Source organism: Peribacillus sp. V2I11, from assembly GCF_030817135.1.
Taxonomy (GTDB): Bacteria; Bacillota; Bacilli; order Bacillales; family DSM-1321; genus Peribacillus; species Peribacillus simplex.
The window spans coordinates 519,366-544,050 of sequence record NZ_JAUSYW010000001.1 but is presented as its reverse complement, the minus strand read 5'-3'; the positions used below and the strand labels follow the sequence as shown (position 1 = coordinate 544,050).

Below are 24,685 nucleotides of genomic sequence, written 5' to 3'. Positions count from 1 at the left end.
AAAAGACTTTACCCTGGATAAGATCAACCTTATTCGGGGTTTTTAGTTAGGAATCCCTTTATCGAAAAAACCATGAAGCAGGTGCAGATAACTATGGAAGAAACGAATTATGATGAAATGCTGAACATCAAGACGGAAGGTGAACAAAAAAATTTCAATGATTCTTTGCATTATCACCGATACGAGCCTACGCCATACAGTGCATTAGAACATTTATTCAAAAAATATGCACTGAAAAGAACTGATCGCATTGTGGATTTTGGATGCGGTAAAGGACGCTTGAATTTTTTTATCCATCACTTATATCAATCATCTGTGGTTGGCGTGGAGATGAATGATAATTTCTATAAAGAAGCGATCGAGAATCTGAATGGATACATGAAGAAAAGGAAAAACAACAATGGCAATATAGAATTCCACTGTTGTTTGGCAGAAGAATATGATATTGATACGAAAGACAATCGTTTTTATTTCTTTAATCCGTTCTCGGTACAGATTTTCATGAAAATCATCAATACCATATTGCTTTCCTTTGAAAAAGAAACGCGCCAAATCGAACTTATATTATTTTATGCTTCACAGGATTATATTTTTTTCCTCGAAAATCAAACCGCCTTCGAGCTGAAAAACGAAGTCATGTTACCTGGCTTGACTGAATCTAATCCTTTTGAGAAATTCGTCATATACCAATTGTTAAATTGAATGGATACTCGTTTTTGGGTGATAATCAAATATAAAAGGCACCCAAGCAATCATTCATTGATGCTTGGGTGCAATGAGTAAACAAGCCAATAAAGGTACTTAATTTACAGCATATTGTAAAAGCTTTTGGGGCTCATATTGTTTTTCTATATAAATTTGATGCCAAATCATAAAAGTTAAAATGGTCCAGAGCTTCCGGCTATTGTCCGCTTTATTATTTACATGGTTTTCAAGTAATTTCATAATTTGCGCTTTGTTAAATAGATAGTCAGTCGGGCTTTCCTGGATTAACCTTACTGCCCAATCGTATAATTCATCCTTTAACCAATGGCGTATCGGAACAGGAAAGCCTACTTCTTTCTGCTCCATACATGTTCCGGCACTATCCCACGGACAGCTTTTCGGAGCATGTATTTGGTCGTTCCATTTCTTACCTTTTGATCCATACTAAGTTTTGAAGCTGTATTGAAAACGCATTTATCCAAAAAGGGAACTCTCACCTCTAAAGAATTCGCCATGGACATTTTATCTGCCTTCAATAAAATATCACCTTTTAGCCAAGTTTGAATATCAATGTTTTGCATTTGGGTAATAGGATCATACCCCAAAGAACTTGAATAGATGGGATTTGTCACTTTCCCATTTTCTAAACCGTTGAGATAATTCACTAGTAAAAGTTTTTTCTCTTTCTCGTCGAATATGTTTCGTTTCCGATATATCGGTTTTCTAAAGGTGTCACTCCGCGCTCTATAAAACTCTTTCCTCTAACACCTTCTGGCAAAACAGAGGAAAGCGCCTTCAACACTTTGTTCAACGGTGCTGGTAAATAGGAAAACATGCGCAGGGAATGGGGCTCCCGGTATATATTATATCCGCCGAATAACTCATCTGCCCCCTCACCGGACAAGGCGACCTTGACGTGCTTTTTAGCTTCCCGTGCGACAAAATATAGTGGAACGGCAGCGGGGTCTGCTAAAGGGTCATCCATATGCCAGATGATCTTCGGAAGTTCTGCCAAAAATTCTTCAGGACTTATGATATAACTTATATTTTCTACATGTAGAGCGGCTGCTGTTTCCTGTGAAACGTTTATTTCACTATATCCATCTCTTTCGAACCCAACAGAAAAAGTTTTGATATTAGGGTTAATCTCTTTTGCGATGGAGCAGATAAATGATGAATCAATCCCGCCTGATAGAAAAGATCCAACCGGAATATCACTTCTCATATGGACGTTTACGGAATCCATCAGAGTTTCTTGTATTTCTTTTATGACCTGTGAATCTTCTATATTGGAAGGGTGAAAAATAGGTTTCCAGAACCTTTTTATATCCATTTTATTTCCGGGCACTTTAGTGAAGTAATGCCCAGGGAATAACTTTTCAATGTTTTTGGATAGGGTGGATGGTTCGGGAACATATTGAAAACTGAGAAAATGCTGTAAGGAATTCACATCAAGCTCTTCATTCATTGCTGTCAAAATACTCTTTTTTTCTGATCCAAAATAAGTAATCTCATCTTGTTCACAATAGAAAAAAGGCTTGATTCCAAAGTGTTCCCTTGCACCAAAAAGCTTTAGCTCGATTTTATCCCAAATGACAGAAGCGAACATGCCGCGCAATTTTTGGACGGTTTGCTCTTTTTGGCTACTATAGAGAGCCAATATGACTTCCGTATCAGAATCTGTCGTAAACTCATATCCTTCATCAATGAGTTCTTTCCTTAGTTCAATATAATTATAGATTTCGCCATTAAAAATGATCCAATATCTTTCATTTTCATATGAAAGCGGTTGGTTACCATTATCTATATCGATTATGCTTAATCTCCTAAATCCAAAATTCACAAAATCATCAAAAAAATATCCTTCATCATCCGGACCCCTATGGGTAATGATCGTGTTCATCTTCTTGATCGTTTCTTTCATATTTGAATTTATGGCTTTCGGATATTCTTGAATACATCCAACAAAACCGCACATAAAATCCACCTGCCTAATTATTTAATAGTAAGAGATTTCCTAATAACATTTATCAAGATTACAATAAAATAGGTATAAAGTTGAATATCGAACTGAGTAATAGTATATCCCTAGTCTACTAGGTTAGGTTATTATGCTATATTTGTCAATTTTACTCATTTAATGAATATATTTGTAACTATGTCAATATGTATCCAGACACGTAACGAAAAGACGCAATCGTTATTATTTCCTCTCAAAGTGTAGTCGAATTCGATGAAAAGTCGTTTGCCTACAGAGTTTTTTTATATAAAAAAGATGCAGTTGATTTCAGAAATCCGCTCCCTTTCCGCCGACTGTCTGCCAAGCCTCATCAAAGCAAGCATCTAGTGGGGTCTTGGCTAGCCAGCTATTCGGCAGGAGTGTCGCAAATTCCTACAATTTAATAAGAGTTTTATCCATAAAAAAAGTAAAAAACATGAATGATAAACAAGTCTTCATTTAAAATCATGGTTCGGTGTGAGAGCATTCCGAATTAGAATCAATATACCGTATAAAAAGTGCACAAAAAAATGGGATGCCTTATTAATAAGGCATCCGTCTTATTTTATCTATTAATAATCAATAGTTCCGCTCGATGACAAAGTGTGCACGATCGCCTCTAAAGAGAGTTTTAGAGAATTCAATGACCGATCCATCATTCTCATATGTGTAAGTTTCTAAGGAAAAACAAGGTGAACCGTTTGGTACATCCAATTTATCAGAAATGGAATCGTCGGCAAGTGAAAACTCCAAGTGTTCAACCGTTTTTTTTACTTTTAAATTGAATTGTGTTTCAAGTACATTAAAGAGTGATTTTTCACAGGCTTCGATATTAAGCCCGGGTGTTTTATACCAAGGGAGATAGGCAATTTCATATTGAAGGGGGATGTCGTTTACGTAACGTATCCGTTCCAGTTTGTTTACGGGGTCTCCAATATTTTGTTTGAAAAGCTTGGCAAGGGTAGCATTTGCTTCAATCACCTTTAAGCTAATGACCTTTGTAGAAGGGTTTTTTCCTTGCATCGTGACTTGCTCAGAGAACTTTTCAACCGTGCTTGTAAGAAATTGCTTCACTTTATTCTCCGAAACGAAAGTACCTTTGCCTTGAACACGATAGATATAGCCTTCGACGTTCAATTGCTGTAAGGCCGTGCGAATTGTTGTCCTGCTTACTCCGTATATTTTACAAAATTCGGCCTCAGTCGGTAATTTTGTATTTGTTTGATATTCTCCATTTTTTATGAGATCGATAATCGATTCCTTAACTATGGAATGCAATGCCGCTTCTTTATTCATGGTCTCCACAGTGATTCCTCCTAAGTTCATTCCCATTATATACATATAGATTATCTCGGATAAGTTCAATAATCAACTTTAATTCACAAATTTGTAATAACAAATTAAAAATTGTGTTGATATTTTTTCGATTTGTAACTACAATGTATGTATGGAGGTAATAATACCCATTTCATATATCCTTTCAAGGGAAGTGATAAAACAAAGTAACATCCATTATTATATAAATGCTGTTTAGCTTATCGAAAATACTGAATAATCAATCATTAAAAAGGGGGGTAATTTCAATGAATATCTTATTATGTTGTTCTGCAGGGATGTCTACTAGTTTATTAGTTACCAAGATGGAGGAAAGCGCTAAACAACAAGGGATAGAATGCCATATATGGGCTGTGGGTTCTACAGAAGTGAACAATGAAATAGAAAAGGCTGATGTGATTTTATTAGGTCCGCAGGTTAGATATCTTCTTTCCAAGTTACAGGAAGCGGGGAAAGAAAAGGGAATTCCAGTCGCAACCATCAATCCAATGTTCTATGGACTATGTAATGGTGAAGAAGTACTAAAACAAGCCACTACTTTAATAAAAGGAGAATAAGGATATGATGACTTTTATTGATAAGTATATTATGCCTGGGGCGGTAAAGGTAGGAAATAACCGGCATTTGCTTGCGATTCGTGACGCATTGATTGGAATGATAGCGATTACAATGATCGGGTCATTCGCCGTCCTGTTTAATAATCTCGGGCAAGTCATCAAGCCTTATGGAAGAATGATGGAGGCTATCTTCGGTCCTGCATGGAATACGCTGGGCGGTGATATTTGGTTTGGAACCTTTGCATTCATGACGGTATTCGCTGTATTCGGCATCTCTTATAAATTGGCACGATCATACGGTGACGATGGTTTTGAAGCGATGCTGGTTTCCGCAGCCTGTTTCTTTTTATTATTACCTCAAATCGGAAATGTCACTTTAACTATTGTTGATAAGGATGTTACAGGCGGGGCATGGGGTTTTGTAAGTGTGAACTATTTTAATGCTACAGCCCTATTTACAGGAATTGTCGTTGCCTTAATAGCCACTGAAATCTTTGTGAGACTTTCCCGAGTGAAATATTTAGTCATCAAGCTTCCTGATGGAGTACCCCCAGCGGTAGCCCGTTCATTTGCAAAGTTAGTGCCGGGTATGGCAACGATCTTTATCGCTGGTGTATTTGGACTGCTATTCCGTAAAGTTACGGATGGGCAGGTACTGAATGACTGGCTGAGTAAAGTGATTGTATCTCCATTACAAAGTGCAGTAGATTCATTGCCATTCGCTATTTTACTAGTATTTCTTGTTCATTTATTATGGATGATCGGTTTGCATTGACCCAATATCCTTGGCGGGATAACGACACCGCTTTTTGAAAGTTCGGGAGTGAAAAATATCGATTTATATGCAAAAGGAGTCAAAGACATAGACCAATACGGGGTATTGGCGGGTTCTTTCCTGGATGCATTTGTTTATTTAGGAGGATCTGGTGCAACATTGGGCCTTATCATTGGGCGGAAAACGGTATAAACAGATGATTGCACTCGGAGGGGCACCGGGAGTGTTCCAGATTAACGAACCCATTCTTTTCGGATTGCCTATCGTTCTGAATCCAATGTGGTTCATCCCATTTGTTCTCGGCCCGGTAATTACAACGGTCATCTCTTATATCGCGGTAAGCAGCGGAATGGTTTTCCCGATCGTTGCTAAGATTCCATGGGTTACCCCTCCGATTGTGGGTGGATTCCTGGCCACAGGCGGGCATGTGTCTGGAGCGGTCTTGGCTGCAATCAACTTAGTCATTTCAACCGCGATTTATTTACCATTCGTTTATGCTCAAGTGAAGATAGATACCAAAAATAAAACAGAGCTTACAAAAGATTCAGACACGCTAAGCGTTTAAGAAAGTAGTGATGAAAATGGAAAAAGAAGAATTATACCAACTATCCTTTCAATTGATTTTATATAGCGGGAATGCCAGAAGCTTTGCAATGGAAGCGATGCAGGAAGCAAAGAAAAGGAATTTTGATTCTGCTCGCGTGAAAATAGCCGAGGCCGAAACGGAATTACTGCAAGCCCATAAATACCAAACCCAATTAATCCATGCTGAGGCGGGCGGGGACCATTTTGATCTTCCCATTATCCTCGTGCATGCACAAGATCATTTAATGACAGCGATGACTATAAAGGATCTTGCAATTGAAATGATTGATCTACGCGAAGAATTCTTACATGCAGATGCTGTGAAGGAGAGGACTGCTGAATGAGCAAGGGGCTGAAGATTGTCACGATTGGCGGAGGTTCGAGCTATACGCCTGAACTGATCGAAGGTTTCATCAAATATCATGAAGAACTTCCTGTGAGTGAAATTTGGCTCGTGGACATCGAAGCGGGAAAGGAAAAGCTTGAAATTGTCGGGAATTTGGCAAGGAGGATGATTGAAAAGGCTGGTGTGAATATTGAAGTCCATCTCACGCTAGACAGAAAGAAAGCGCTTAAAGGCGCTGATTATGTAACAACCCAGTTGCGGGTTGGCCAGCTCGCAGCAAGGGCGCTTGATGAAAAGATTCCATTGAAACACGGAGTGATCGGACAAGAGACGAATGGACCAGGCGGGCTTTTCAAGGCTTTTAGAACGATTCCCGTCATTCTGGATATTGCTCATGAAATGGAGGAATTATGTCCGGAAGCATGGCTGATTAACTTCACGAATCCTGCAGGCATGGTAACGGAAGCCGTTCTGCGTCACAGTAATATTTCCAAAATCATTGGCCTTTGCAATGTACCGATTGGTATGGAACGGGGTGTTGCGGATTTGATGGATGTAGAGCCATCAAGAGTCCGGATCGACTTTGCTGGCTTGAACCATATGGTTTACGGCTTGGATGTATTCGTTGATGGCGAGAGTGTCAAAGATCAAATCATCCATTTGATAACAGATCCAGCTAAAGCCGTCACGATGAAGAATATCCATGCAATGGGCTGGGAACCGGAATTCCTTAGAGCGTTAAACCTGTTTCCGTGTCCATACCACAACTACTATTATAAAACGGGAGATGTGCTGGCCCAAGAATTGAAGGATGCAGAAAAAGGGGAAACACGTGCAGAGGTCGTTCAAAGACTTGAAGCTGGTTTATTCGAGCTATACAAAGACCAGGATCTGGCTATCAAGCCGCCACAGCTTGAAGAGCGCGGAGGTGCGTACTACAGTGATGCGGCTGTGCGGTTGATTTGCTCGATGCATACGGATAAGCGAGATATTCAAGCGGTAAATACCGTAAACCATGGTGCGATTGAAGGCATCCCTTACGGCTCGGCGATTGAAACCAGTTGCGTGATAACTAAGGATGGTCCTAAACCAATCAATGTAGGAGAGCTTCCTGTCGCTGTCCGCGGATTAATTCAGCAAATCAAATCCTTTGAAAGGGTAGCCATCGAAGCTGCAATTACAGGGGACTATGATACTGCGTTGCTTGCCATGACGATCAATCCACTCGTTCCAAGTGACCGGGTTGCAAAACTTATCTTAGACGAAATGCTGGAGGCACATAAAGATTATCTGCCGCAGTTTTTTGAAAAAAAGGAGTTGCAGGATAATTTATCATGATTGAAGTCCTTGTAAATGCAGATGACTTCGGGTTAACTAAAGCGGTGAATTATGGGATTTTGGATAGCCACAAATATGGAATTGTCAATTCGGCAACGATCATGATGAATGCGATAGCAACGGAGCATGCGATTGAAATCGCAAAGAAGACACCTTCGTTGAAGGTAGGTATACATTTAGTGCTGACATGGGGTAAACCTTTATTGAGTGATGTTCCGAGTTTAGTAGACGAATCTGGTTTCTTTAAGAAGCAAGGGATGGTATATGGATCCTGCTGGTATTTCCTTGAACGAATTGGAGAGGGAGTGGTCAGCACAAATCGAAAGATTCTTGGAATTTGGTCTATTTCCGACTCATTTCGACAGCCATCATCATGTACACGGGATCACAGCATTTCTGCCTGTTATAAAAAAGCTGTCTGATAAATATGGATTGCCAGTGCGTAATGCCGGAAAGCACCTTGCTGGGATTCAAACCGTAACAGATGTATTCCTGGATGATTTTTATGGAGAAATGGTGGTTGAAAATTACTTTCAAAACTTGAAAGGGAGGGTAATGGATGGGTCGAGCGTGGAGATAATGACCCATCCTGCTTATATGGATGAAGAATTGATGGAAGTCTCCTCTTATAATGATAAACGCTTAAAAGAAATCCGGATTTTGACAAATGCAAAATTACCTGATGGTTTTTTCCTTAGATTCAGCATCAACCAAGTTAAGATTTGATTTCTTTAAATAGCCTTTTAATTACAAAAGAGGACCATTCATCAAATGATGAATGGTCCTTTTAAATTCAATGAGTGCTTTATCTTAAAATTAATAAGCCAGGCTGAATAGGGCTTTGATGTGTGATAGATAGCGAACATTACTTGCTTCTTTCATCAATGTTGCCGGCAGACCTTTAAGGGACGTGTTATTGGCCCCAACGGTTGCCACCGCATCCTTACGGCCAAGGCTCGCAAGTGTACCTGAGTTTACAGGTGAAAATTCTTCAAGTTTCTTGCCTTCAAAGGCTGCATATAGGTTGTATCCAACAAGCTCACCCATTTGCCAAGCATTTTGTGCAGTAGGAGCGTATGGACGGCCGCCTTCTGGAGGGAAAGCAACGGCACTGTCCCCGACAACGAAAACGTCATTATGCGATTTGGATTGCAAATACTCATTAACGGTTGCTTTGCCGCGATCCACTTCAAGGCCTGATTCGCCTACGATAGGAAGAGCCGCAACTCCGCCTGTCCAAACCAGCGTATTGGCAGTTATCGTTTGTCCATCTTTCAATTCGATTTGATTTCCTTTAACACCCGTTACAGGCAGACCTGTCAAGAATTCAACGCCGCGTGCTTCCAAGCTTGTCATCGCACGTTCGATTAAGTGATCAGGCAGGACCGGAAGGATTTTTGGACCAGCTTCTACAAGCTTGATTTTCAAATCCCTGAAGTCCACTCCGAACTTTTTGGCGATTTTAGGGAAATGATCCACGATTTCACCGATTAACTCGACGCCCGTCAATCCGCCGCCGCCGATCACGATGGTTGCGTCCGCTTCATTATTCGTTTGTGCATATTCGCGGATGCGATCTTCGATATGTTTGTAAATCTTGTTTGCATCATTTACGGATTTCAAGACCATGCTGTTTTCCTCAAGTCCCGGAATGCCGAAGAATCCTGTTTGGCTTCCCAAAGCAACAACCAGGGCATCATAAGATAAAGTGGAACCATTGGCAAGTTTCACTTCTTTGTTATCGACTGAGAAAGACTCCACTTTGGAAATGATAAGGTCGATATCTTTTCCTTTGAAAAGCTTTTCCAAAGGAATGGAAACGGCTTGTTCAGAAATGGATCCGCCTGCAAGACGGTGCAATTCGGTGATGATTTGGTGCGTTGGAAATTGATTCACCACTGTAACCTGAACTTCATCTTTATTGTAATATTCACGTACGGATAAGGCAGATAGTAATCCCGCGTAACCTGCACCTAAGATGACGATTTGTTTTGACATAGTTAATCCCCCGTCCTTACTGATTGAAAGTTTATCAAATTATTTTTGGTGTTTACGTTCTGAAGAGACTTCAAGAAAAGCTTGGGCGAAACGGAAAAGTTTTTGTGCTTGCGGATCTTTCATCATCCTTAACAGACCAAAAAGACCGATCACATCATTATTCACTTCAGCACGATCCTTGGCTTCGATGGCATTAGCCGCAAGCCCTTTCACTGAATCGACTACAGGTGTCGCGATCTCCGAAATGGCGCTGACCGTATCATTTTTCAAAACATCATCAGTCGCTACCGATTGAGCGAAATCATAAGACTTTGTTAAAATATTCACTAACTCAGTCAGTTTTGGTAACTGCTCAACTAAAGTGTTCAATGATTCCTGAACCTCAGGCTTTAAAAGCTGATCTAGGATATCCAATTGTTCTTGGTTTGCAGAAATATTAAGTGTTTCATGTTCAGGTTTTGAGACTACATCTACCATATCTAATTCCCCTTTAAACTTAATTATTTTGATTTATGTGTTTTCCGCCGATACTACTAATCATACGACTCTAATCTCTTAATTTCAAATATTTCTTTTGTGATACGAATATAATTTAATCGTCATAATTAAGAGTTATTAGTTGGGTTTTATGATTTATCTTAATATTCCAAAAAAATATTAAGATTATTCTGGTTATAATACCTTAAATTACGAGGGTTATTTGAGGCATCCTATAAGATTACGATTGGGATTCACCGCATTTTTAAGAGGAACAACCTTGTCATTTCCTAAATAAGATCTTTAGATTGTCCAAACTATTAACGCCGTCTACGGGCAGCGATTAATCCGTGAATATGTAAACATCTTTTGTTTTGCATGTATGTTTGTTTTGCTATAATGTCCATAATCTTTGAATATGCCATGCCTGAATGAGACTCAAGAATATTTTATCTGATTTAGGGTAAATAATATTATCGGAATTGGAGATGATGCCCTTGGTAGAACGCAGGATGTTAAAGGTACGTGGTGAGATTATCGAAATATCCTCTAGGTATAATGAAAAATTCAGTAAATGGAATTGTACAGCTAAAATTCCCAATAGTTCCATCATTGCTTATTGTCGTGATAAGAATAAGCTGCGTGCTGAGACAGTTTCTATGAGCAGGTTATTAATTACCTATGATGACTATAAAATTGTCTGAGATGTAATGGGATTTATTCATGGCGCACAACCGAAGATGATGGTTGGGCGCCTTTTTTATTGAATATTATAAGGAAGAATGAATAATGCTAAGCTTCATCTATCTGCGAGATCGGAAAATATCTTCGGAAATGGAGATATATCATCGAAAACACCTGAATTATCTACTAATTATACGATTTTTCGACAAAAACTCTTTTTTTAAAAAAGCTATGTTCTTAATGAAAAGCAACAAAATTGTCAAAAAAAATATCAGAAAATACTGAAAAGAATAGTAAAATTATGTTAAAATATTTAAAAAAAGTATTATTTTCTAAGTAAATGAATAATTTATCTTTAAAGGATCTCCATTAAGAAAAGAAAAGAAAAGAAAAGAAAAGTTTAGATTACCAGAGTTGTAATGGAGTGGAGGACCTGACCATTTTATTAGCAGGCTTACAGAATAAGATTATCAATTGATTTTGCTACAATAAACTGAAATGGAGTGATAGAATGGTTAATATTACAGGATATGGCAAAGCGACACAAGAAGCAGTGAATAATTTTCAGGAATATGTGGGTTTTGAAATCCCTGCAGATTATAAACAATTTCTCCTTACGCATAACGGCGGCACAACTGCGGTTCAAAACAGTAAGTTTTATGTAGATGGATTAGACACACTCGTTTGCTTAAATGTACTTTATGGATTAGAGCTTCAAGATAAAGAACTGGATTTACAGAAATGGCATGAAGAAAATAGGAAAGAGTTACATAAGAATTGCATTATAATAGGTAATGATACATGTGCAGGTAAAATCTTGCTGATAAATAACGAAGAGGAAAAGGGAGTTTTCTTCTGGGATCAGGGTTGGTATTCGGATCCATCAAGTCAGGATGAAAATATTTATAAAGTTGCATCGAGCTTTAAATCCTTCATTGAGGGATTGAAAGTCCCGGAGGAAATCTAATTTTATTTGAATCCCCTTGATTGGCTCATGCCATTCAAGGTTTTTTATTGTCATTTCAAAAGTCAGAATGGATTTTCATGTTAATGAGGAGAAAAAGATGTATAAAATATTATTGATTGAAGACGATTTCAAAATAGCTGGAATCTTGGTCAATTATTTAAAAAGGTATGGGTATGAGGTTTTTGAAGTGAAACAACTGGACCAAGTCTTTGCGGAGTTCCAAGAGATAAAGCCAGATTTGGTTTTATTGGATATTAATTTGCCCTATTATGATGGTTTCCATTGGTGCCGGCTAATAAGGACGGTTTCAAAGGTTCCCATCATATTCATCTCTGCAAGGACAGATGAAATGAACCAAGTCATGGCCATTGAATATGGGGGAGATGATTATTTAACAAAACCGTTTCATTTGGAAGTGGTACTAGCGAAAATAAAGAGTGTCCTACGTAGGGTTTATGGTGAATATGCTGAAATATATTCATTCCACCAACAAATAAAGGAAATAGATGGATTAACGCTTTATACGGAAAAAGCGATGATCGAATATCAAGACAATCAGGTAACGTTAACTCAAAATGAGTTGAAATTATTGAGTTGTTTACTCCGACAGTATGACACCATTGTCTCGCGCGAAGACTTACTTGAAGCATTATGGAATGATGATTCATTTGTTGATGACAATACATTGACCGTCAATGTCACAAGGGTACGGAGAAAACTTGAGGATATTGGCGTCAAGCATGCCATAACAACCAGCAGGGGAAAAGGATATCGACTAAAAGTAGTGCAAGGTGAAGAAGAGTGAAGCTAAAATCCTTTATAAAAGACCGTCTTTATTTTATATTTTATACCGTTCTAATGGTGAGCCTGCTTATTATTGCTTATGCATTAGCTGTTCTGGAAGCGGGGAATCATATATCGGCTTCAAATATCATCTATTTAATTATTCTTGCGTTGTTTATGATGCTTCTATTTTTAGCGGGCGATTATTTAAGGCACTACCGTTTTCTTAATCAATTAGCAAGGATGAAGCAAGAACCGAGCTTGTCGTTTGAATATGTCGAAGCTTTTAGGGCCCCCCTGTCAAATGAACAAAAGTTGTGGATGGAGCTTTTTCAACAAATGAACATGGTAACAATTGGACAATTACAAGAACAAATCAAACAGAAGGAGCAATATGAGCTGTTGATTCATCAATGGGTTCATCAAATGAAAACACCTGTTTCAGTAATTTCCTTACTGGTCCAAGAAGGCAAAAGGACATTTTCGAATGAGCCGATGAAGGATTATCTTAAAGAGATAGAAGAAGAAAATGATCGATTTCGCAGAGGGCTGGAAATTATATTACATGGAGCAAGGCTGCAGCGTTTTTCGGAGGATGTAAAATCGGAGCGGGTTGACTTAATTAATCTAGTCAAGCAAGTGATTAACGAGGAAAAGAAACAGTTCATTAATCGGTTCATATATCCCAGGCTTGAAACGGAGCTTGAGAATGTATATGTGCATTCGGATCGTAAGTGGCTCCACTTCGTCATTAGTCAGGTGGTCTTTAATGCACTGAAGTATTCAAGGCAGGAAAAGCATGACAGCATAACGTTCAACATTGTTAAAAAAGAGTCGGAGATTTTCCTTAGGATAACAGATCAGGGAATTGGAATTGTTCCACATGATCTAAAGAGAGTGTTTGATCCATTTTTTACTGGAGAGAACGGGCGAGTCCAACAAGAGTCAACCGGAATGGGACTATATCTAGTGAAGGAAATCGTTAACAGACTTGGGCATGGCGTAACGATTCAATCGATTGTATCCGAAGGGACTACTGTGGAATTTCTTTTTAAGACAAATACCTTACATGAAAGGTGACAGAATTGTAAGGGTGTTAATCGATTATGTAATAAACTTCGATGGGAGCCTCCCGTTTTATTCATTATACTTACGGTAAGAAAGGGAGGTATTCAGGATGTCGATTTTAAAAGCGGAACAACTATCCAAAACTTATTTTCAAAAACAGGGGAATTTATTTCATAAAGCGTTACATAATTTCACCATGAATGTACAGAAAGGGGAATTTGTCGGAGTGATGGGTCCATCAGGCAGCGGGAAAACCACTCTGCTCAACTTAATGGCCACGATTGATAAGCCCACCACAGGTAAAGTCATTCTAAATGATCAAAATCCTAATGAATTAAACAATCAGGATCTGGCATTGTTTCGCAGGAGGGAAATTGGATTTGTTTTTCAAGACTTCAACCTTCTTGATACACTTACCGTTCGCGAAAATATCCTCCTTCCTTTAGCGTTAGATCATTATAAACTGCAGGAAATGGAAAATAGGGTAAAGCAGTTGGCGAACCTTCTTGGTATAGAAGGGATTTTAGAAAAGCGGACTTTTGAAATTTCCGGAGGTCAGCAGCAACGAACGGCTTGTGCAAGAGCGATGATTCATGAACCTTCCATTATTTTAGCGGATGAACCTACTGGTAATCTGGATTCCAAATCTGCCAAGCAGGTAATGGATACCCTCACGACACTTCAGGAGAAAAAGGGAGCAACCATCCTCATGGTGACTCATGACCCGACTGCCGCCAGCTTCTGTGACCGGATTCTATTCATAAAGGATGGAAAGTTCTTTTCGGAGGTTCACAGCGGAGGGGAAAGACAGAGCTTCCATCAAAGGATTTTAGATACGTTAAGCGTTTTGGGAGGAATCTATCATGAACATCCGACTTCTCGCTAAGAGAAATATTCAAGGAAATGCACAACGCTATCTAGCTTATTTTTTCAGTATTGTCCTTTCCGTCTCAATCTTTTTTATTTACGCATCATTTATCTTTCATCCTGATGTAGTTCATGCGAATATCCCAGGGGGACAGCTAATTAGTAGGGGACTCATTGCAGCTGAAATAGTGATCATCATATTTTCAGTTTTCTTTATCGCTTATTCGAATGCAGCATTTATACAGCCCCGAAAAAAAGAGTTTGGGCTGCTGACACTGCTTGGAATGTCCAAATCCCAACTTAGAAAACTGATTTACCTGGAGCAAACGATGGTTTCCCTCATATCTATCCTGATTGGGGTAGGCTTGGGCTTTTTGTTCTCCAAGTTATTCTTAATGGCAGTTTCATGGTTACTGTCTGTAGAGCAACCAATATCGTTTGTCTTTGTCCCTGAGGCCTTTGTTTATACGATTGTCGGTTTCATTTTGCTATTTCAGCTATTATCGCTCCTTTCATTGTTCCACATTGGTAATGCAGAGGTAGTCGATTTACTAAAAGATAAACAAAAACCAAAAAAGACGCCTTTCGTTTCAAAGTGGTTAATTGCATTATCAGCAGTTTGCTTAAGCATTTCATATTATTTGACTGGAACGATGTCGTTAAACAATTCTTATATTCGAGTAATGCCCATTTTATTCTTCGTACTGATCGGCACCTATTTTTTATTCAGCCAAAGCATTGTCGCTCTTTGCAGCAGGCTTTACCGGAAGAAGAAAAGCTTATATGGTGGAACGAATTTAATTACTCAAACAAACCTGATATTTAATATTAAGGACTATTCAAGGTTATTCTTTTTGACCTCGATCATTACAGCCGTGATTTTGACAGCTGCAGGAACACTTTTCATGTTCAGAGCAGATTTAAAAAAGCAAGGGATGGATAACATTCCGCAATCAATTGGCTGGGTGGAAAATGACGCTTCTATTTATTCCGTTATTGAACCCTCCGCAGTAGAGAAAGCATTAAAGGAAGATGGATTCAAAATCCTTTACGAAGTAAATATGACAGGTGTGCCCATTACCCACATATTACCCCATATGAGAACGGGAGAATCCAATGAAAATAGGTCATTATTAGTCTCGGAAAGTGATTATAACAATGCGGCTGCATTGCGAAAAATTGATCCGGTAAAGCTATCTGGAAAAGAAGCGTTATACATTTTTCCTTATGGGGGACTGGACTATCAATTCGTCCAAAAGGGAGAACAAAAGGAGCTTCACTATGGAAAACAAATCATACAGGTAACAATGGCCGGTCAGCGCAACCAATCCATAGTCGCACCCGTAAAGGCAGCAACGACGCTGATGGTGATCGATGATCAGCTGTACCATGAAATCACTGCTGATGTGCCTTTAAAAGACATGGTAAGAGTACGAGGGTATGAAGTTAAAGATTGGGAACAATCAGTGGAAATATCTAGTAAAATAGAAAAAATGTCTAATCATCCTGACCATAATCAATTGCAAACAAGAGCTCCGGTTTATCAAGAGATGAAACAGGGAAGCATGTTGATTCTTTTTATCGGCTTGTTTGTCAGTTTATTATTCTTTATCGTCCAAGGGAGCATGATGTATCTGCGAGTTTTTACAAATTTAGAAGATAAAAAAATCCAAATTCATGCCCTTCATCGATTGGGACTGACAAAAAAAGAAATACGGCAAATTTTAAGTGCGGAAATACGCATCCTCTTTTTCGCTCCTTTTCTGATAGGGATGATTCATGCCATAGTCGCCTACGTGGCATTAAGCAATTTATTGGGATCCAATTTGTTTGGCTATTCGGCTATGGTCATCGCAACGTATTTTCTTTTTCAACTGCTTTATTATCAAGTAACTAAAAAGATGTATGAGCTGGCAGTCATCAATTCGATTAAATAAAACCTATTATATGTAAATGGAATTAGGGGATCAGGCTCTGATTCCATTTTTTTAATCCAGGAGATCTTCTTATTGAAATGGCGTTTTCAGTATTGAGGAATTAGTTGATATGGACTATTGCAAGAGGAGTGATCAACTATTTTGCACAAATTAATATAAAAATATGAATTATGGTGTGATTTTACAGATCAAACCCCCAGATTCTTGTAATATTTTCATATAAAGGGTAAAATTATTTATTTGAAGCGAACATACCGAACTCTGCACCGCCAATTTTTTCCATTTTTCTATATAGAATTATACTGATATAATTAATTAAATAAAAAAATGATTTATTGGAAAAAATTAATAGTTGAAGTAGTGTAGATTAAAATATAAAAAGCTATAGGGCCGAAAAATTAGTGGGAAATCTGTTAATTACTTGATTAATTATAGTATTATATACCTGGAATTATAGAGGATATTAGACATTTCGCTATTTCTTTGTCCCTTAATATAGTAAACTCAGAATATATTCGTTAACTTTTAGCTGCTAGAGATGAGGTAAGTTTAACCCTATGAAAAATAAAAAGTTAAGGGCATTTCTTTATTTGACCATTCTTTTATTGATTGTTTTCATTCTTCTAAATATGTTTTCAACATATTTAAGCATTAAGAATTCTGTACAAAAATCCGTTGCTAATCAAAACTTGGTAGCTGCTAGATCTATTGCCGACTCGATGGATATAGAGGCCTATCAGCGATTTCTCAATAACCAAGTAAAGAGCGAGGATTATAGGGATATAAAAGCTTACTTAGAGGATGCCCGTGAAAAAATAGGAGCATTATATGTTTATACCATCATGATTGATAATCCGCGAGTATCTAAAGCTATGATTACTGGATTTTCTAAAGATCATAAAGGGGATTTTCCTATCGGTGGTGTATGTACTGTGCCACCGGAGCAGGTCAAACAGGCGTATGAAGGCAAAAACTTTATTACCGGGATTCTAGAAGATCCGGAATATGGCGAGTATTTGACTGTGGGAGTGCCAATGAAAAATCAAGATGGCACCATTATTGGTTTTTTGGGCATTGATGTGAGAGCAGAAGATATTAATGCCATTAACGGCAAGGTATTGAAAAGCAGCATTGCCATCCTTGTTTATAATGGTGGATTTGTTATCATGCTGCTGGTTACCTTTTTTGTCATTCAAAAATGGTATCAAAAGGAACTGACACGTGAAGTGGGGGATACGGAAGATACGTATCAATCGGAATTTCAATCGCTCATTGCTTCAGTCCGCTCATTAAGGCATGATTTTTCCAATCATATTCAGGTGATACATGGACTGCTAAAATTAGAGGAGAACGCAAAAGCACTCGATTATTTAACCGGTCTTTCAAAAGAAGTGCATTCGATCGAATCGATGAAATTGGATGTGATTCATCCAGGCTTGTCTGTTCTATTAGAGACAAAAAGGCTCTCGGCCCAGAATTATAACATCGAAATTGAGATTGATGTTTCACCCAAATCCTTCAATCGGGTCAAAACAATCGATTTAATTAAAATATTATCAAACGTTATCGACAATGCTATTGAAGCAACAATTGAATTGCCAGAACAAGAACGCCGAATGAATATTGCCTGCAAAGCTGATGATGAAAAGTATACGTTTATGGTCACGAACACCGGACCAATGATTTCAGAATTAGATCTGGAGAATATATTCGCCAGCGGTTTTTCAACCAAAAAGGCACAAAAGGGCAAAGTTCGCGGACAAGGATTGTTCATCATTAAAGACTTAGTGAACAGATATGATGGAGAGATTCATGTAAAATCCTCTGAAAAAGAAACGACGGTTACGATGATCATACCCGTAACTGGAAAAATGGGCTAAATGGATCCAAAGGAAATACAATTGATAAAAAGGTATGATTCCTCAAATGCAAAAGGAATCATACCTTTTTTTACGATTCTATGATCGGGATTATATTCCCCTTCCAGCAGGAGAAGAGGATTGAAAAATCACGTTTTTCTCCATTGCCGCAAATGGAGCTGTGGGCTTCAAATGTATTTTTAGTATTTTACACTCTGACAATCTAAGAGAAAAAGATATTACGGGGGAAAAGTTGAATAAAAGTACCTGAATTGGACATAATGGGTAGATGTTTAGCTGCTTTCATCGAGATTATGATAAGATAGGGAAAAAATCATTTAAGGCAGTGAGATTGTGAAACAACAAAAAGGAAAACTTCTCGTTATCATTGGACCGACTGCTGTTGGCAAGACAAAGATGAGTATTGAGATGGCAAAGTTATTTAATGGTGAAATTATTAGCGGAGACTCCATGCAGGTATATAAGGGGATGGATATTGGGACTGCAAAAATCAAGAGGGAAGAAACAGAAGGAATTCCTCATTATTTACTTGATATTAAAGACCCTGATGAACCATTTAGTGCGGCAGAGTTCCAGGAGCGGGCTAATGCTTGTATCGAGGATATCCAAAACAGAGGTAAACTTCCCATTATCGTCGGTGGAACAGGATTATACATACAATCGGTCATTTATGATTATCAATTTTCGGAGGCGCCATCCGACCCGGTTTATAGGGAGGGGCTCGAAAAACAGGTAAGGGAGTCAGGAATTGATCCTGTTTTTGAACAATTACGCAGTGTTGACCCGGAAAGTGCGAATCGGATTCATCCTAATAATGTAAGAAGGGTGATAAGGGCACTTGAGATTTTCCATTGTACTGGTAAAACGATGAGTGAGCAGCTGAATGAACAGCCTACAGAATTGAAATATGAAACGTGCATCATTGGATTGACAATGGAACGTGAAAAGTTATACCAACGCATCGATCAACGTGTTGATGGCATGGTAGAAGAAGGGCTGATTCAAGAGGTGGAGTCATTTTATGAAAATGGTTTGAGGGATTGCCAATCGATCCAGGCTATAGGCTATAAAGAAATCTATGATTTTTTTGATGGAAGGGCTTCATTGGATGAAGCGGTTGAGACATTAAAGCAAAACTCCCGTCGATATGCAAAAAGGCAATTGACCTGGTTTCGGAATAAAATGGATGTAGCTTGGTTTGATATGACCGATCTCGAGGGTTTTTCAAAAAAAATACATGAAATATCTGGATTTATAGCAGGAAAGCTTTTCAGTGAAGGCGAATACATAAATTTAGAGAGAAAAGAGGAGGACTAATACATGAAACAATCAGTAAATATTCAAGATCAGTTTCTTAATCAATTACGTAAAGATGGTACGTATGTGACGGTATTTTTATTAAACGGGTTCCAGATTAGAGGACAAGTGAAAGGGTTCGATAATTTTACCGTTTTATTTGAATCAGAGGGTAAACAGCAATTAGTCTATAAACATGCGATCTCTACATTTGCTCCACAACGTAATGTTCAGATTGATTACGAAGTGAAGGAATAATCATATATATGAATGTAAAAAACAGGTTTAGCTTATAGCGACCTGTTTTTTTTGCATGCACTTCTCTGTTCTTTTTCAAAGAATCGATAATTTTACGTACCTGTTTTGAATAGATATTAAGGGACGGATTATTTTCCGGGAAACCGCAGGAAATGACATTAACCCATATAAATTGGTGAACGGGAATGGAGTTTGTCGTAACAAATCCTCCAAGGAAAAAATCCTGTCAGAATAAGTCGCTTTTCAGGAAGGGAATTGGGCTTATCACGAAAAGAAATAAACGAATTTTCCGATGGGTTAGTTTTGGCTATGCAGCATATGCCTATGACCATCATAAATCGAAAATTGTGGTGTTAGAGTTAGGGTCCAAGATGGAGAGGTGAATGCATTGGAACAACCGATCCGTATGAAAAATAACGGGCAAATCAATATTGTGTTTAATGCGGAAAACAGAAAAGCGCTACAAAAGGATCTGCCGATAAAAGAAATTTTGGTGCAGGAAATCCCCCACCAGCATGTGGCATTGAAAGAGATTGAAGATGAACTGAAATCGCTGGTCGGAATGGAAGAAATGAAACGGATGATAAAAGAGATATATGCCTGGATTTACATCAATAAACAACGTGAGGCAAAGGGGTTGAAGACTGGCAGGCAAGCGCTGCATATGATGTTTAAAGGAAATCCCGGAACAGGGAAAACAACGGTTGCACGTTTAATCGGTAAGTTGTTTCAAAAAATGAATGTACTTTCTAAAGGGCATTTAATTGAAGCGGAGAGGGCAGATTTGGTCGGGGAATACATTGGTCATACTGCCCAAAAAACAAGGGATTTAATTAAAAAGGCCATTGGCGGGATCTTATTTATTGATGAAGCCTATTCCTTGGGAAGAGGCGGCGAAAAGGATTTTGGAAAAGAAGCCATAGATACCCTTGTCAAGCATATGGAGGATCGGCAGCACGAATTCATTTTGATCCTGGCTGGATATTCGAGGGAAATGGATCATTTCCTCGGCCTTAATCCTGGCCTTCATTCCAGGTTCCCGCTTGTTATTGATTTTCCGGATTATACGATTGAACAGTTAATGGAAATAGCCGATCGGATGCTACAGGAAAAGGAGTATCTAATGAATCGGGATGCCGAAAGGAAATTAAAAGAACATTTAATCATATTACGTTCATTCCGGGGACCTATTTCATTTTCTAACGGACGCTATATTCGCAATGTACTTGAAAAGTCAATCAGGGCGCAGGCAATGCGGCTTTTACTGGAGGATTCGTTTGAAAAATCCGATTTATTGACGCTTACCAGCCAAGATTTGATTTTCGAGGATGATGAGAAAGAATGACATGGAAAAGCCCACCAAGCTGGCGGGCTTTTCTGATTTATGTTTTAGGCACCCATTTTTTATTAGGAAGATGCCAATTATTGGTGTAAGAAAGGACTCGCAATATTGTGATGACGGCAAAGAGCGAATAAAGCTGCCATGACTGGGATAATACACCACTGCCTAAAGCCAAGCCTGCAATGATGGCCCATACTACGTAGATTTCTTTTCTGAAGACCAATGGCTTTCTTCCGGCCAGCACGTCACGGATTATCCCGCCGCCGCATCCAGTTAATGCAGCTGATACAATGATGGCGCTTATTGGATGATTAAGTTCCACGGCATACATAGCCCCTTGGATGGCAAAGGCTGAAAGGCCAATGGCATCACTGAAGTTTCCCCATCTGTCCCAGTGCTTTGAAAGGTTTGTAGGAAAAACAAAAACGATGGTGATGGATACTAACGCGATGACAAAATAGAAACTTTGATCCCATAACGCTGAAACGGGGACACCGATCAACAGATTACGGATTGCCCCTCCGCCAAAGGCGGTTATGATTCCTAAAATATAAACTCCTAAAATATCATACTCTTCTTCCATGGCGATGATGGTCCCGCTAATAGCGAATGCAATCGTACCTATGAAGCTTAATACTTCCCATGTCATATGAATGTCCCTCTATGTCTTTTCGATTTTGATGGTAAAGCCAAATTTGATTTTAGCATGTTATTGGAATTTTTAAAACGGTTAAAAGCTTCGTTTTGAGGAAATTTTTATATATTCACTTTTTTTGGTATGATTAACTAAAATCTTCGAGAAGGTGGTGCATTTGATTTGGAAGAAGCAATAAAGGAAACGGCCGTGTTGATTGGGTGTCAAACAACTGAGACTAATGAACGTTTTGAATATTCACTCGATGAGCTTGCTTCATTGGCGAAGACGGCGAATGGTGTGGTTTTAATGACCATTAGCCAGAAAAGGGAAAGGGTCGATCCGGCTACATATATAGGAAAAGGAAAAGTGGAGGAACTTCGGAATCTGGAAGAGGAGCTGGAGCCGGATTTATTTATCTTTAATGATGAACTATCTCCGAGCCAGATTCGGAACCTTTCAAAACAATTGGAGGCAAGGATCATTGACCGGACACAGCTAATATTGGATATATTCGCTCAGCGGGCGCGATCCAAAGAAGGGAAGCTGCAGGTTGAACTTGCTCAGCTCCAATATTTATTGCCGCGTTTGGTCGGGCAGGGTACGGCAATGTCCAGGCTTGGAGGCGGAATCGGCACCAGGGGACCAGGGGAGACGAAGCTGGAAAGCGACCGCCGCCACATTCGTGGGAAAATAGATGAAATCAAGCAACAATTAAGTGGCATAGTGAAGCATCGTGAACGCTATCGTGATAGAAGGAAACGTAATAAGGCATTTCAAATAGCCCTTGTGGGATACACGAATGCAGGTAAATCAACGCTGTTCAACCGTTTGACGGAGGCGGATTCATACGAAGAGAATCAGTTATTCGCTACGCTGGATCCCATGACACGAAAGGCGATTCTTCCTAGCGGATTTACCGTGCTGCTGACGGATACGGTTGGATTCATTCAAGATTTGCCGACATCTTTAATTGCTGCATTCCGGTCGACCCTGGAAGAAGTGAAAGAAGCGGATCTATTGCTCCATGTGGTCGATTCCTCAAGTACAGATTACTTTAATCATCAGAAAACGGTGCAGGATTTGCTAAATGACTTAGATGTCCCTTCCATTCCACAGCTAACGTTGTATAATAAGAAAGATAGGATTCACGCTGATTTTGTCAGGTCAGGCAGTCGTGCTTCATTAATGATCAGTGCCTATGAACAATCGGACCTGAATCTAATCATGGAAGAAATTGAAAAGTACGTGATTGAAGAAATGGTCCCGTATCACGTTTTCCTGCCATCTAGTGAGGGTAAACTATTATCACAGCTGAAAAATGAAACCATATTGCGTACTCTCTCCTTTAATGAAGAATCGGAAAGATATGAATGCAAAGGTTTTTGTCTAGCTGATCATCCAATAACCGGGCAGCTGGAGAAATATTCATTATAAAGGGGAATTTTGATGTATCAGCAGTTAACAAATGGAGAAGTGTTGAAAAACATTGCCCAGGAAGTGGAAGCAATGATTTCTCCGTTACATAAGCAAGTGGACGAACGAATTGAAGAAAATCAATTTCGTGTATTACAAAGTTATCAAGCACATAGAGTAAGTGATTCCCATTTCATCCCGACTACAGGGTATGGATACGATGATATGGGCCGCGATACGCTGGAATTGATATATGCAGATGTTTTTGGAGCGGAAGCTGGATTGGTACGCCCCCAAATTATTTCAGGCACACACGCCATCTCAACCGCTCTGTTCGGCATATTGCGCCCAGGGGATGAATTGTTATACATAACTGGAAAGCCATATGATACCTTGGAAGAAATTGTCGGTATCCGGGGATCGGGTATCGGTTCGTTGCGTGATTTTCAAATAAGCTATAAGGCCGTTCCGTTAGCGGAGGCTGGAACCGTTGATTTCGAAGCCGTCAAACAAGCCATTCAACCAAATACGAAGATGATCGGTATACAACGGTCAAAAGGGTATGCTACACGACCTTCCTTTACGATTGATGAAATAAGGGAAATGATTTCCTTTGTAAAAGACATTAACCCGGAAATCGTCGTGTTCGTGGACAACTGTTATGGAGAGTTTGTTGAGACACAAGAACCATGTCATGTCGGAGCCGATTTAATGGCAGGTTCACTCATTAAAAACCCAGGTGGCGGAATAGTGAAAACCGGTGGATACATTGTTGGTAAAAAGGACCTGGTTGAAGCTTGCTCTTATCGATTAACATCACCAGGAATAGGGGCGGAAGCAGGTGCGTCGCTTTATAGTCTTCAGGAAATGTACCAAGGATTCTTCCTTGCACCGCATGTCGTGGGCCAAGCTGTTAAAGGAGCCGTGTTCACAGCTGCCTTTTTAGAAAAACTCGGTATGAATACATCTCCTAAATGGGATGCGAAGCGAACTGACTTGATTCAATCCGTCCAATTTGATGACCGGGATAAAATGGTTGCCTTCTGTCAGGCCATCCAATATGCATCACCAATCAATTCACATGTGACACCATATCCTGCCTATATGCCAGGATATGAGGATGATGTAATCATGGCTGCGGGCACATTTATACAGGGGGCCAGCATTGAACTGACGGCAGATGGTCCGACAAGGGCTCCATATGTTGCCTACGTTCAGGGCGGATTGACATACGCCCATGTTAAAGTGGCTGTATTGACTGCTGTGAATGCGCTAATGGATAAAAAGCTGATTCAATTGTAAATGAAATTAAGTTAGGTACGTAATGGGAATCCAGATACAATTGGATTCCTGTAAAAAAACAATAGTCATAATATTTGAGTAGTAACAATCATTTAATTTTTCTGAAAAAAACACGTCATAAAATGTAACATCATAT

Annotated in this window: 23 protein-coding genes and 2 pseudogenes; 20 read left to right on the top strand and 5 right to left on the bottom strand. The window is 39.1% G+C overall.

Annotation, left to right across the window (positions count from 1 at the left end):
• Positions 1–93 precede the first annotated feature (93 nt).
• The gene (locus tag QFZ73_RS02585; RefSeq protein WP_307262594.1) at positions 94–702 is read left to right on the top strand and encodes a methyltransferase; all 609 of its coding nucleotides are present in this window, start codon (positions 94–96) and stop codon (positions 700–702) included.
• 99 nt (positions 703–801) lie between these two features.
• Here QFZ73_RS02585 and asnB read toward each other — a convergent pair.
• A pseudogene (asnB, locus tag QFZ73_RS02580) lies at positions 802–2,683 on the bottom strand (asparagine synthase (glutamine-hydrolyzing)).
• A 600-nt stretch (positions 2,684–3,283) separates the two neighbouring features.
• Positions 3,284–4,000 (bottom strand): GntR family transcriptional regulator, encoded by a 717-nt coding sequence (locus QFZ73_RS02575; RefSeq protein ID WP_307272546.1) that lies wholly within the window; start codon positions 3,998–4,000, stop codon positions 3,284–3,286.
• Positions 4,001–4,287: 287 nt separating this feature from the next.
• On the opposite strand from QFZ73_RS02575, the gene QFZ73_RS02570 reads away from it, so the two are divergent.
• The 7 genes and pseudogenes from QFZ73_RS02570 (at position 4,288) to chbG (ending at position 8,366) form a co-directional block, all read left to right on the top strand.
• Entirely contained in the window at positions 4,288–4,596 is a 309-nt protein-coding gene (locus QFZ73_RS02570; protein WP_307262591.1) for a PTS sugar transporter subunit IIB, read from the top strand.
• 4 nt (positions 4,597–4,600) lie between these two features.
• The gene (locus tag QFZ73_RS02565; RefSeq protein WP_307262587.1) at positions 4,601–5,371 is read left to right on the top strand and encodes a PTS transporter subunit EIIC; all 771 of its coding nucleotides are present in this window, start codon (positions 4,601–4,603) and stop codon (positions 5,369–5,371) included.
• A 48-nt stretch (positions 5,372–5,419) separates the two neighbouring features.
• A complete protein-coding gene (locus QFZ73_RS02560) occupies positions 5,420–5,563 on the top strand; it encodes a hypothetical protein (protein WP_307262583.1) in 144 nt (47 codons plus the stop codon).
• Complete coding sequence (locus tag QFZ73_RS02555) at positions 5,523–5,936, top strand: PTS transporter subunit EIIC (RefSeq protein WP_307262580.1); 414 nt, start codon at positions 5,523–5,525, stop codon at positions 5,934–5,936. Before QFZ73_RS02560 ends, QFZ73_RS02555 begins: the two co-directional genes overlap by 41 nt.
• 16 nt (positions 5,937–5,952) lie before the next feature.
• On the top strand, positions 5,953–6,300 hold the full coding sequence (locus QFZ73_RS02550) for a PTS sugar transporter subunit IIA (RefSeq protein ID WP_063232121.1): 348 nt from the start codon (positions 5,953–5,955) through the stop codon (positions 6,298–6,300).
• A complete protein-coding gene (locus QFZ73_RS02545) occupies positions 6,297–7,640 on the top strand; it encodes a 6-phospho-beta-glucosidase (protein ID WP_307262577.1) in 1,344 nt (447 codons plus the stop codon). Before QFZ73_RS02550 ends, QFZ73_RS02545 begins: the two co-directional genes overlap by 4 nt.
• A pseudogene (gene chbG / locus QFZ73_RS02540) lies at positions 7,637–8,366 on the top strand (chitin disaccharide deacetylase). The gene QFZ73_RS02545 and the pseudogene chbG overlap by 4 nt, the downstream one beginning before the upstream one ends.
• Positions 8,367–8,456: 90 nt before the next feature.
• Here the strand turns inward: chbG and QFZ73_RS02535 are convergent.
• Both QFZ73_RS02535 and QFZ73_RS02530 read right to left on the bottom strand, forming a co-directional pair.
• A complete protein-coding gene (locus QFZ73_RS02535) occupies positions 8,457–9,638 on the bottom strand; it encodes an NAD(P)/FAD-dependent oxidoreductase (protein ID WP_307262574.1) in 1,182 nt (393 codons plus the stop codon).
• Positions 9,639–9,677: 39 nt separating this feature from the next.
• Positions 9,678–10,115 (bottom strand): helical membrane plugin domain-containing protein, encoded by a 438-nt coding sequence (locus tag QFZ73_RS02530; protein WP_307262571.1) that lies wholly within the window; start codon positions 10,113–10,115, stop codon positions 9,678–9,680.
• Positions 10,116–10,606: 491 nt separating this feature from the next.
• Here QFZ73_RS02530 and QFZ73_RS02525 point away from each other — a divergent pair, with 491 nt between their 5' ends.
• The 10 genes from QFZ73_RS02525 to spoVK all read left to right on the top strand — a co-directional run bounded on the left by QFZ73_RS02525 (position 10,607) and on the right by spoVK (position 21,200).
• Positions 10,607–10,819, top strand: coding sequence for a hypothetical protein (locus QFZ73_RS02525; RefSeq protein ID WP_307262568.1), 213 nt, complete (start codon positions 10,607–10,609; stop codon positions 10,817–10,819).
• Positions 10,820–11,310: 491 nt separating this feature from the next.
• Positions 11,311–11,766 carry an SMI1/KNR4 family protein gene (locus QFZ73_RS02520; protein ID WP_251428100.1) on the top strand — a complete coding sequence of 152 codons (456 nt, stop codon included), beginning with the start codon at positions 11,311–11,313 and terminating at the stop codon, positions 11,764–11,766.
• A gap of 97 nt (positions 11,767–11,863) precedes the next feature.
• Positions 11,864–12,571, top strand: a complete 708-nt coding sequence (locus tag QFZ73_RS02515; RefSeq protein WP_307262561.1) for a response regulator transcription factor — start codon at positions 11,864–11,866, stop codon at positions 12,569–12,571.
• Positions 12,568–13,629 (top strand): sensor histidine kinase, encoded by a 1,062-nt coding sequence (locus QFZ73_RS02510; RefSeq protein WP_307262558.1) that lies wholly within the window; start codon positions 12,568–12,570, stop codon positions 13,627–13,629. Before QFZ73_RS02515 ends, QFZ73_RS02510 begins: the two co-directional genes overlap by 4 nt.
• 97 nt (positions 13,630–13,726) lie before the next feature.
• On the top strand, positions 13,727–14,503 hold the full coding sequence (locus tag QFZ73_RS02505) for an ABC transporter ATP-binding protein (protein WP_251428107.1): 777 nt from the start codon (positions 13,727–13,729) through the stop codon (positions 14,501–14,503).
• On the top strand, positions 14,481–16,421 hold the full coding sequence (locus tag QFZ73_RS02500) for an FtsX-like permease family protein (protein ID WP_251428110.1): 1,941 nt from the start codon (positions 14,481–14,483) through the stop codon (positions 16,419–16,421). The genes QFZ73_RS02505 and QFZ73_RS02500 overlap by 23 nt, the downstream gene beginning before the upstream one ends.
• Before the next feature lie 557 nt (positions 16,422–16,978).
• Positions 16,979–18,301, top strand: a complete 1,323-nt coding sequence (locus QFZ73_RS02495; RefSeq protein ID WP_251428113.1) for a sensor histidine kinase — start codon at positions 16,979–16,981, stop codon at positions 18,299–18,301.
• A gap of 396 nt (positions 18,302–18,697) precedes the next feature.
• Positions 18,698–19,618: a tRNA (adenosine(37)-N6)-dimethylallyltransferase MiaA gene (gene miaA / locus QFZ73_RS02490; RefSeq protein ID WP_251428252.1), complete on the top strand. Its 921-nt coding sequence runs from the start codon at positions 18,698–18,700 to the stop codon at positions 19,616–19,618.
• Between the two features lie 3 nt (positions 19,619–19,621).
• Positions 19,622–19,855, top strand: coding sequence for an RNA chaperone Hfq (gene hfq / locus QFZ73_RS02485; protein ID WP_034313436.1), 234 nt, complete (start codon positions 19,622–19,624; stop codon positions 19,853–19,855).
• Positions 19,856–20,243: 388 nt separating this feature from the next.
• Positions 20,244–21,200, top strand: a complete 957-nt coding sequence (spoVK, locus tag QFZ73_RS02480) for a stage V sporulation protein K (protein WP_251428116.1) — start codon at positions 20,244–20,246, stop codon at positions 21,198–21,200.
• Positions 21,201–21,237: 37 nt separating this feature from the next.
• On the opposite strand, the gene QFZ73_RS02475 is transcribed toward spoVK, so the two are convergent.
• Positions 21,238–21,846 carry a trimeric intracellular cation channel family protein gene (locus QFZ73_RS02475; protein WP_307262544.1) on the bottom strand — a complete coding sequence of 203 codons (609 nt, stop codon included), beginning with the start codon at positions 21,844–21,846 and terminating at the stop codon, positions 21,238–21,240.
• Between the two features lie 168 nt (positions 21,847–22,014).
• Between QFZ73_RS02475 and hflX the strand changes: the two genes are divergently transcribed.
• Together hflX and QFZ73_RS02465 are read left to right on the top strand one after the other, a co-directional pair.
• Positions 22,015–23,268 (top strand): GTPase HflX, encoded by a 1,254-nt coding sequence (hflX, locus tag QFZ73_RS02470; RefSeq protein WP_307262541.1) that lies wholly within the window; start codon positions 22,015–22,017, stop codon positions 23,266–23,268.
• A 12-nt stretch (positions 23,269–23,280) separates the two neighbouring features.
• Positions 23,281–24,549: a methionine gamma-lyase family protein gene (locus QFZ73_RS02465; RefSeq protein ID WP_251428124.1), complete on the top strand. Its 1,269-nt coding sequence runs from the start codon at positions 23,281–23,283 to the stop codon at positions 24,547–24,549.
• Positions 24,550–24,685: the final 136 nt, after the last annotated feature.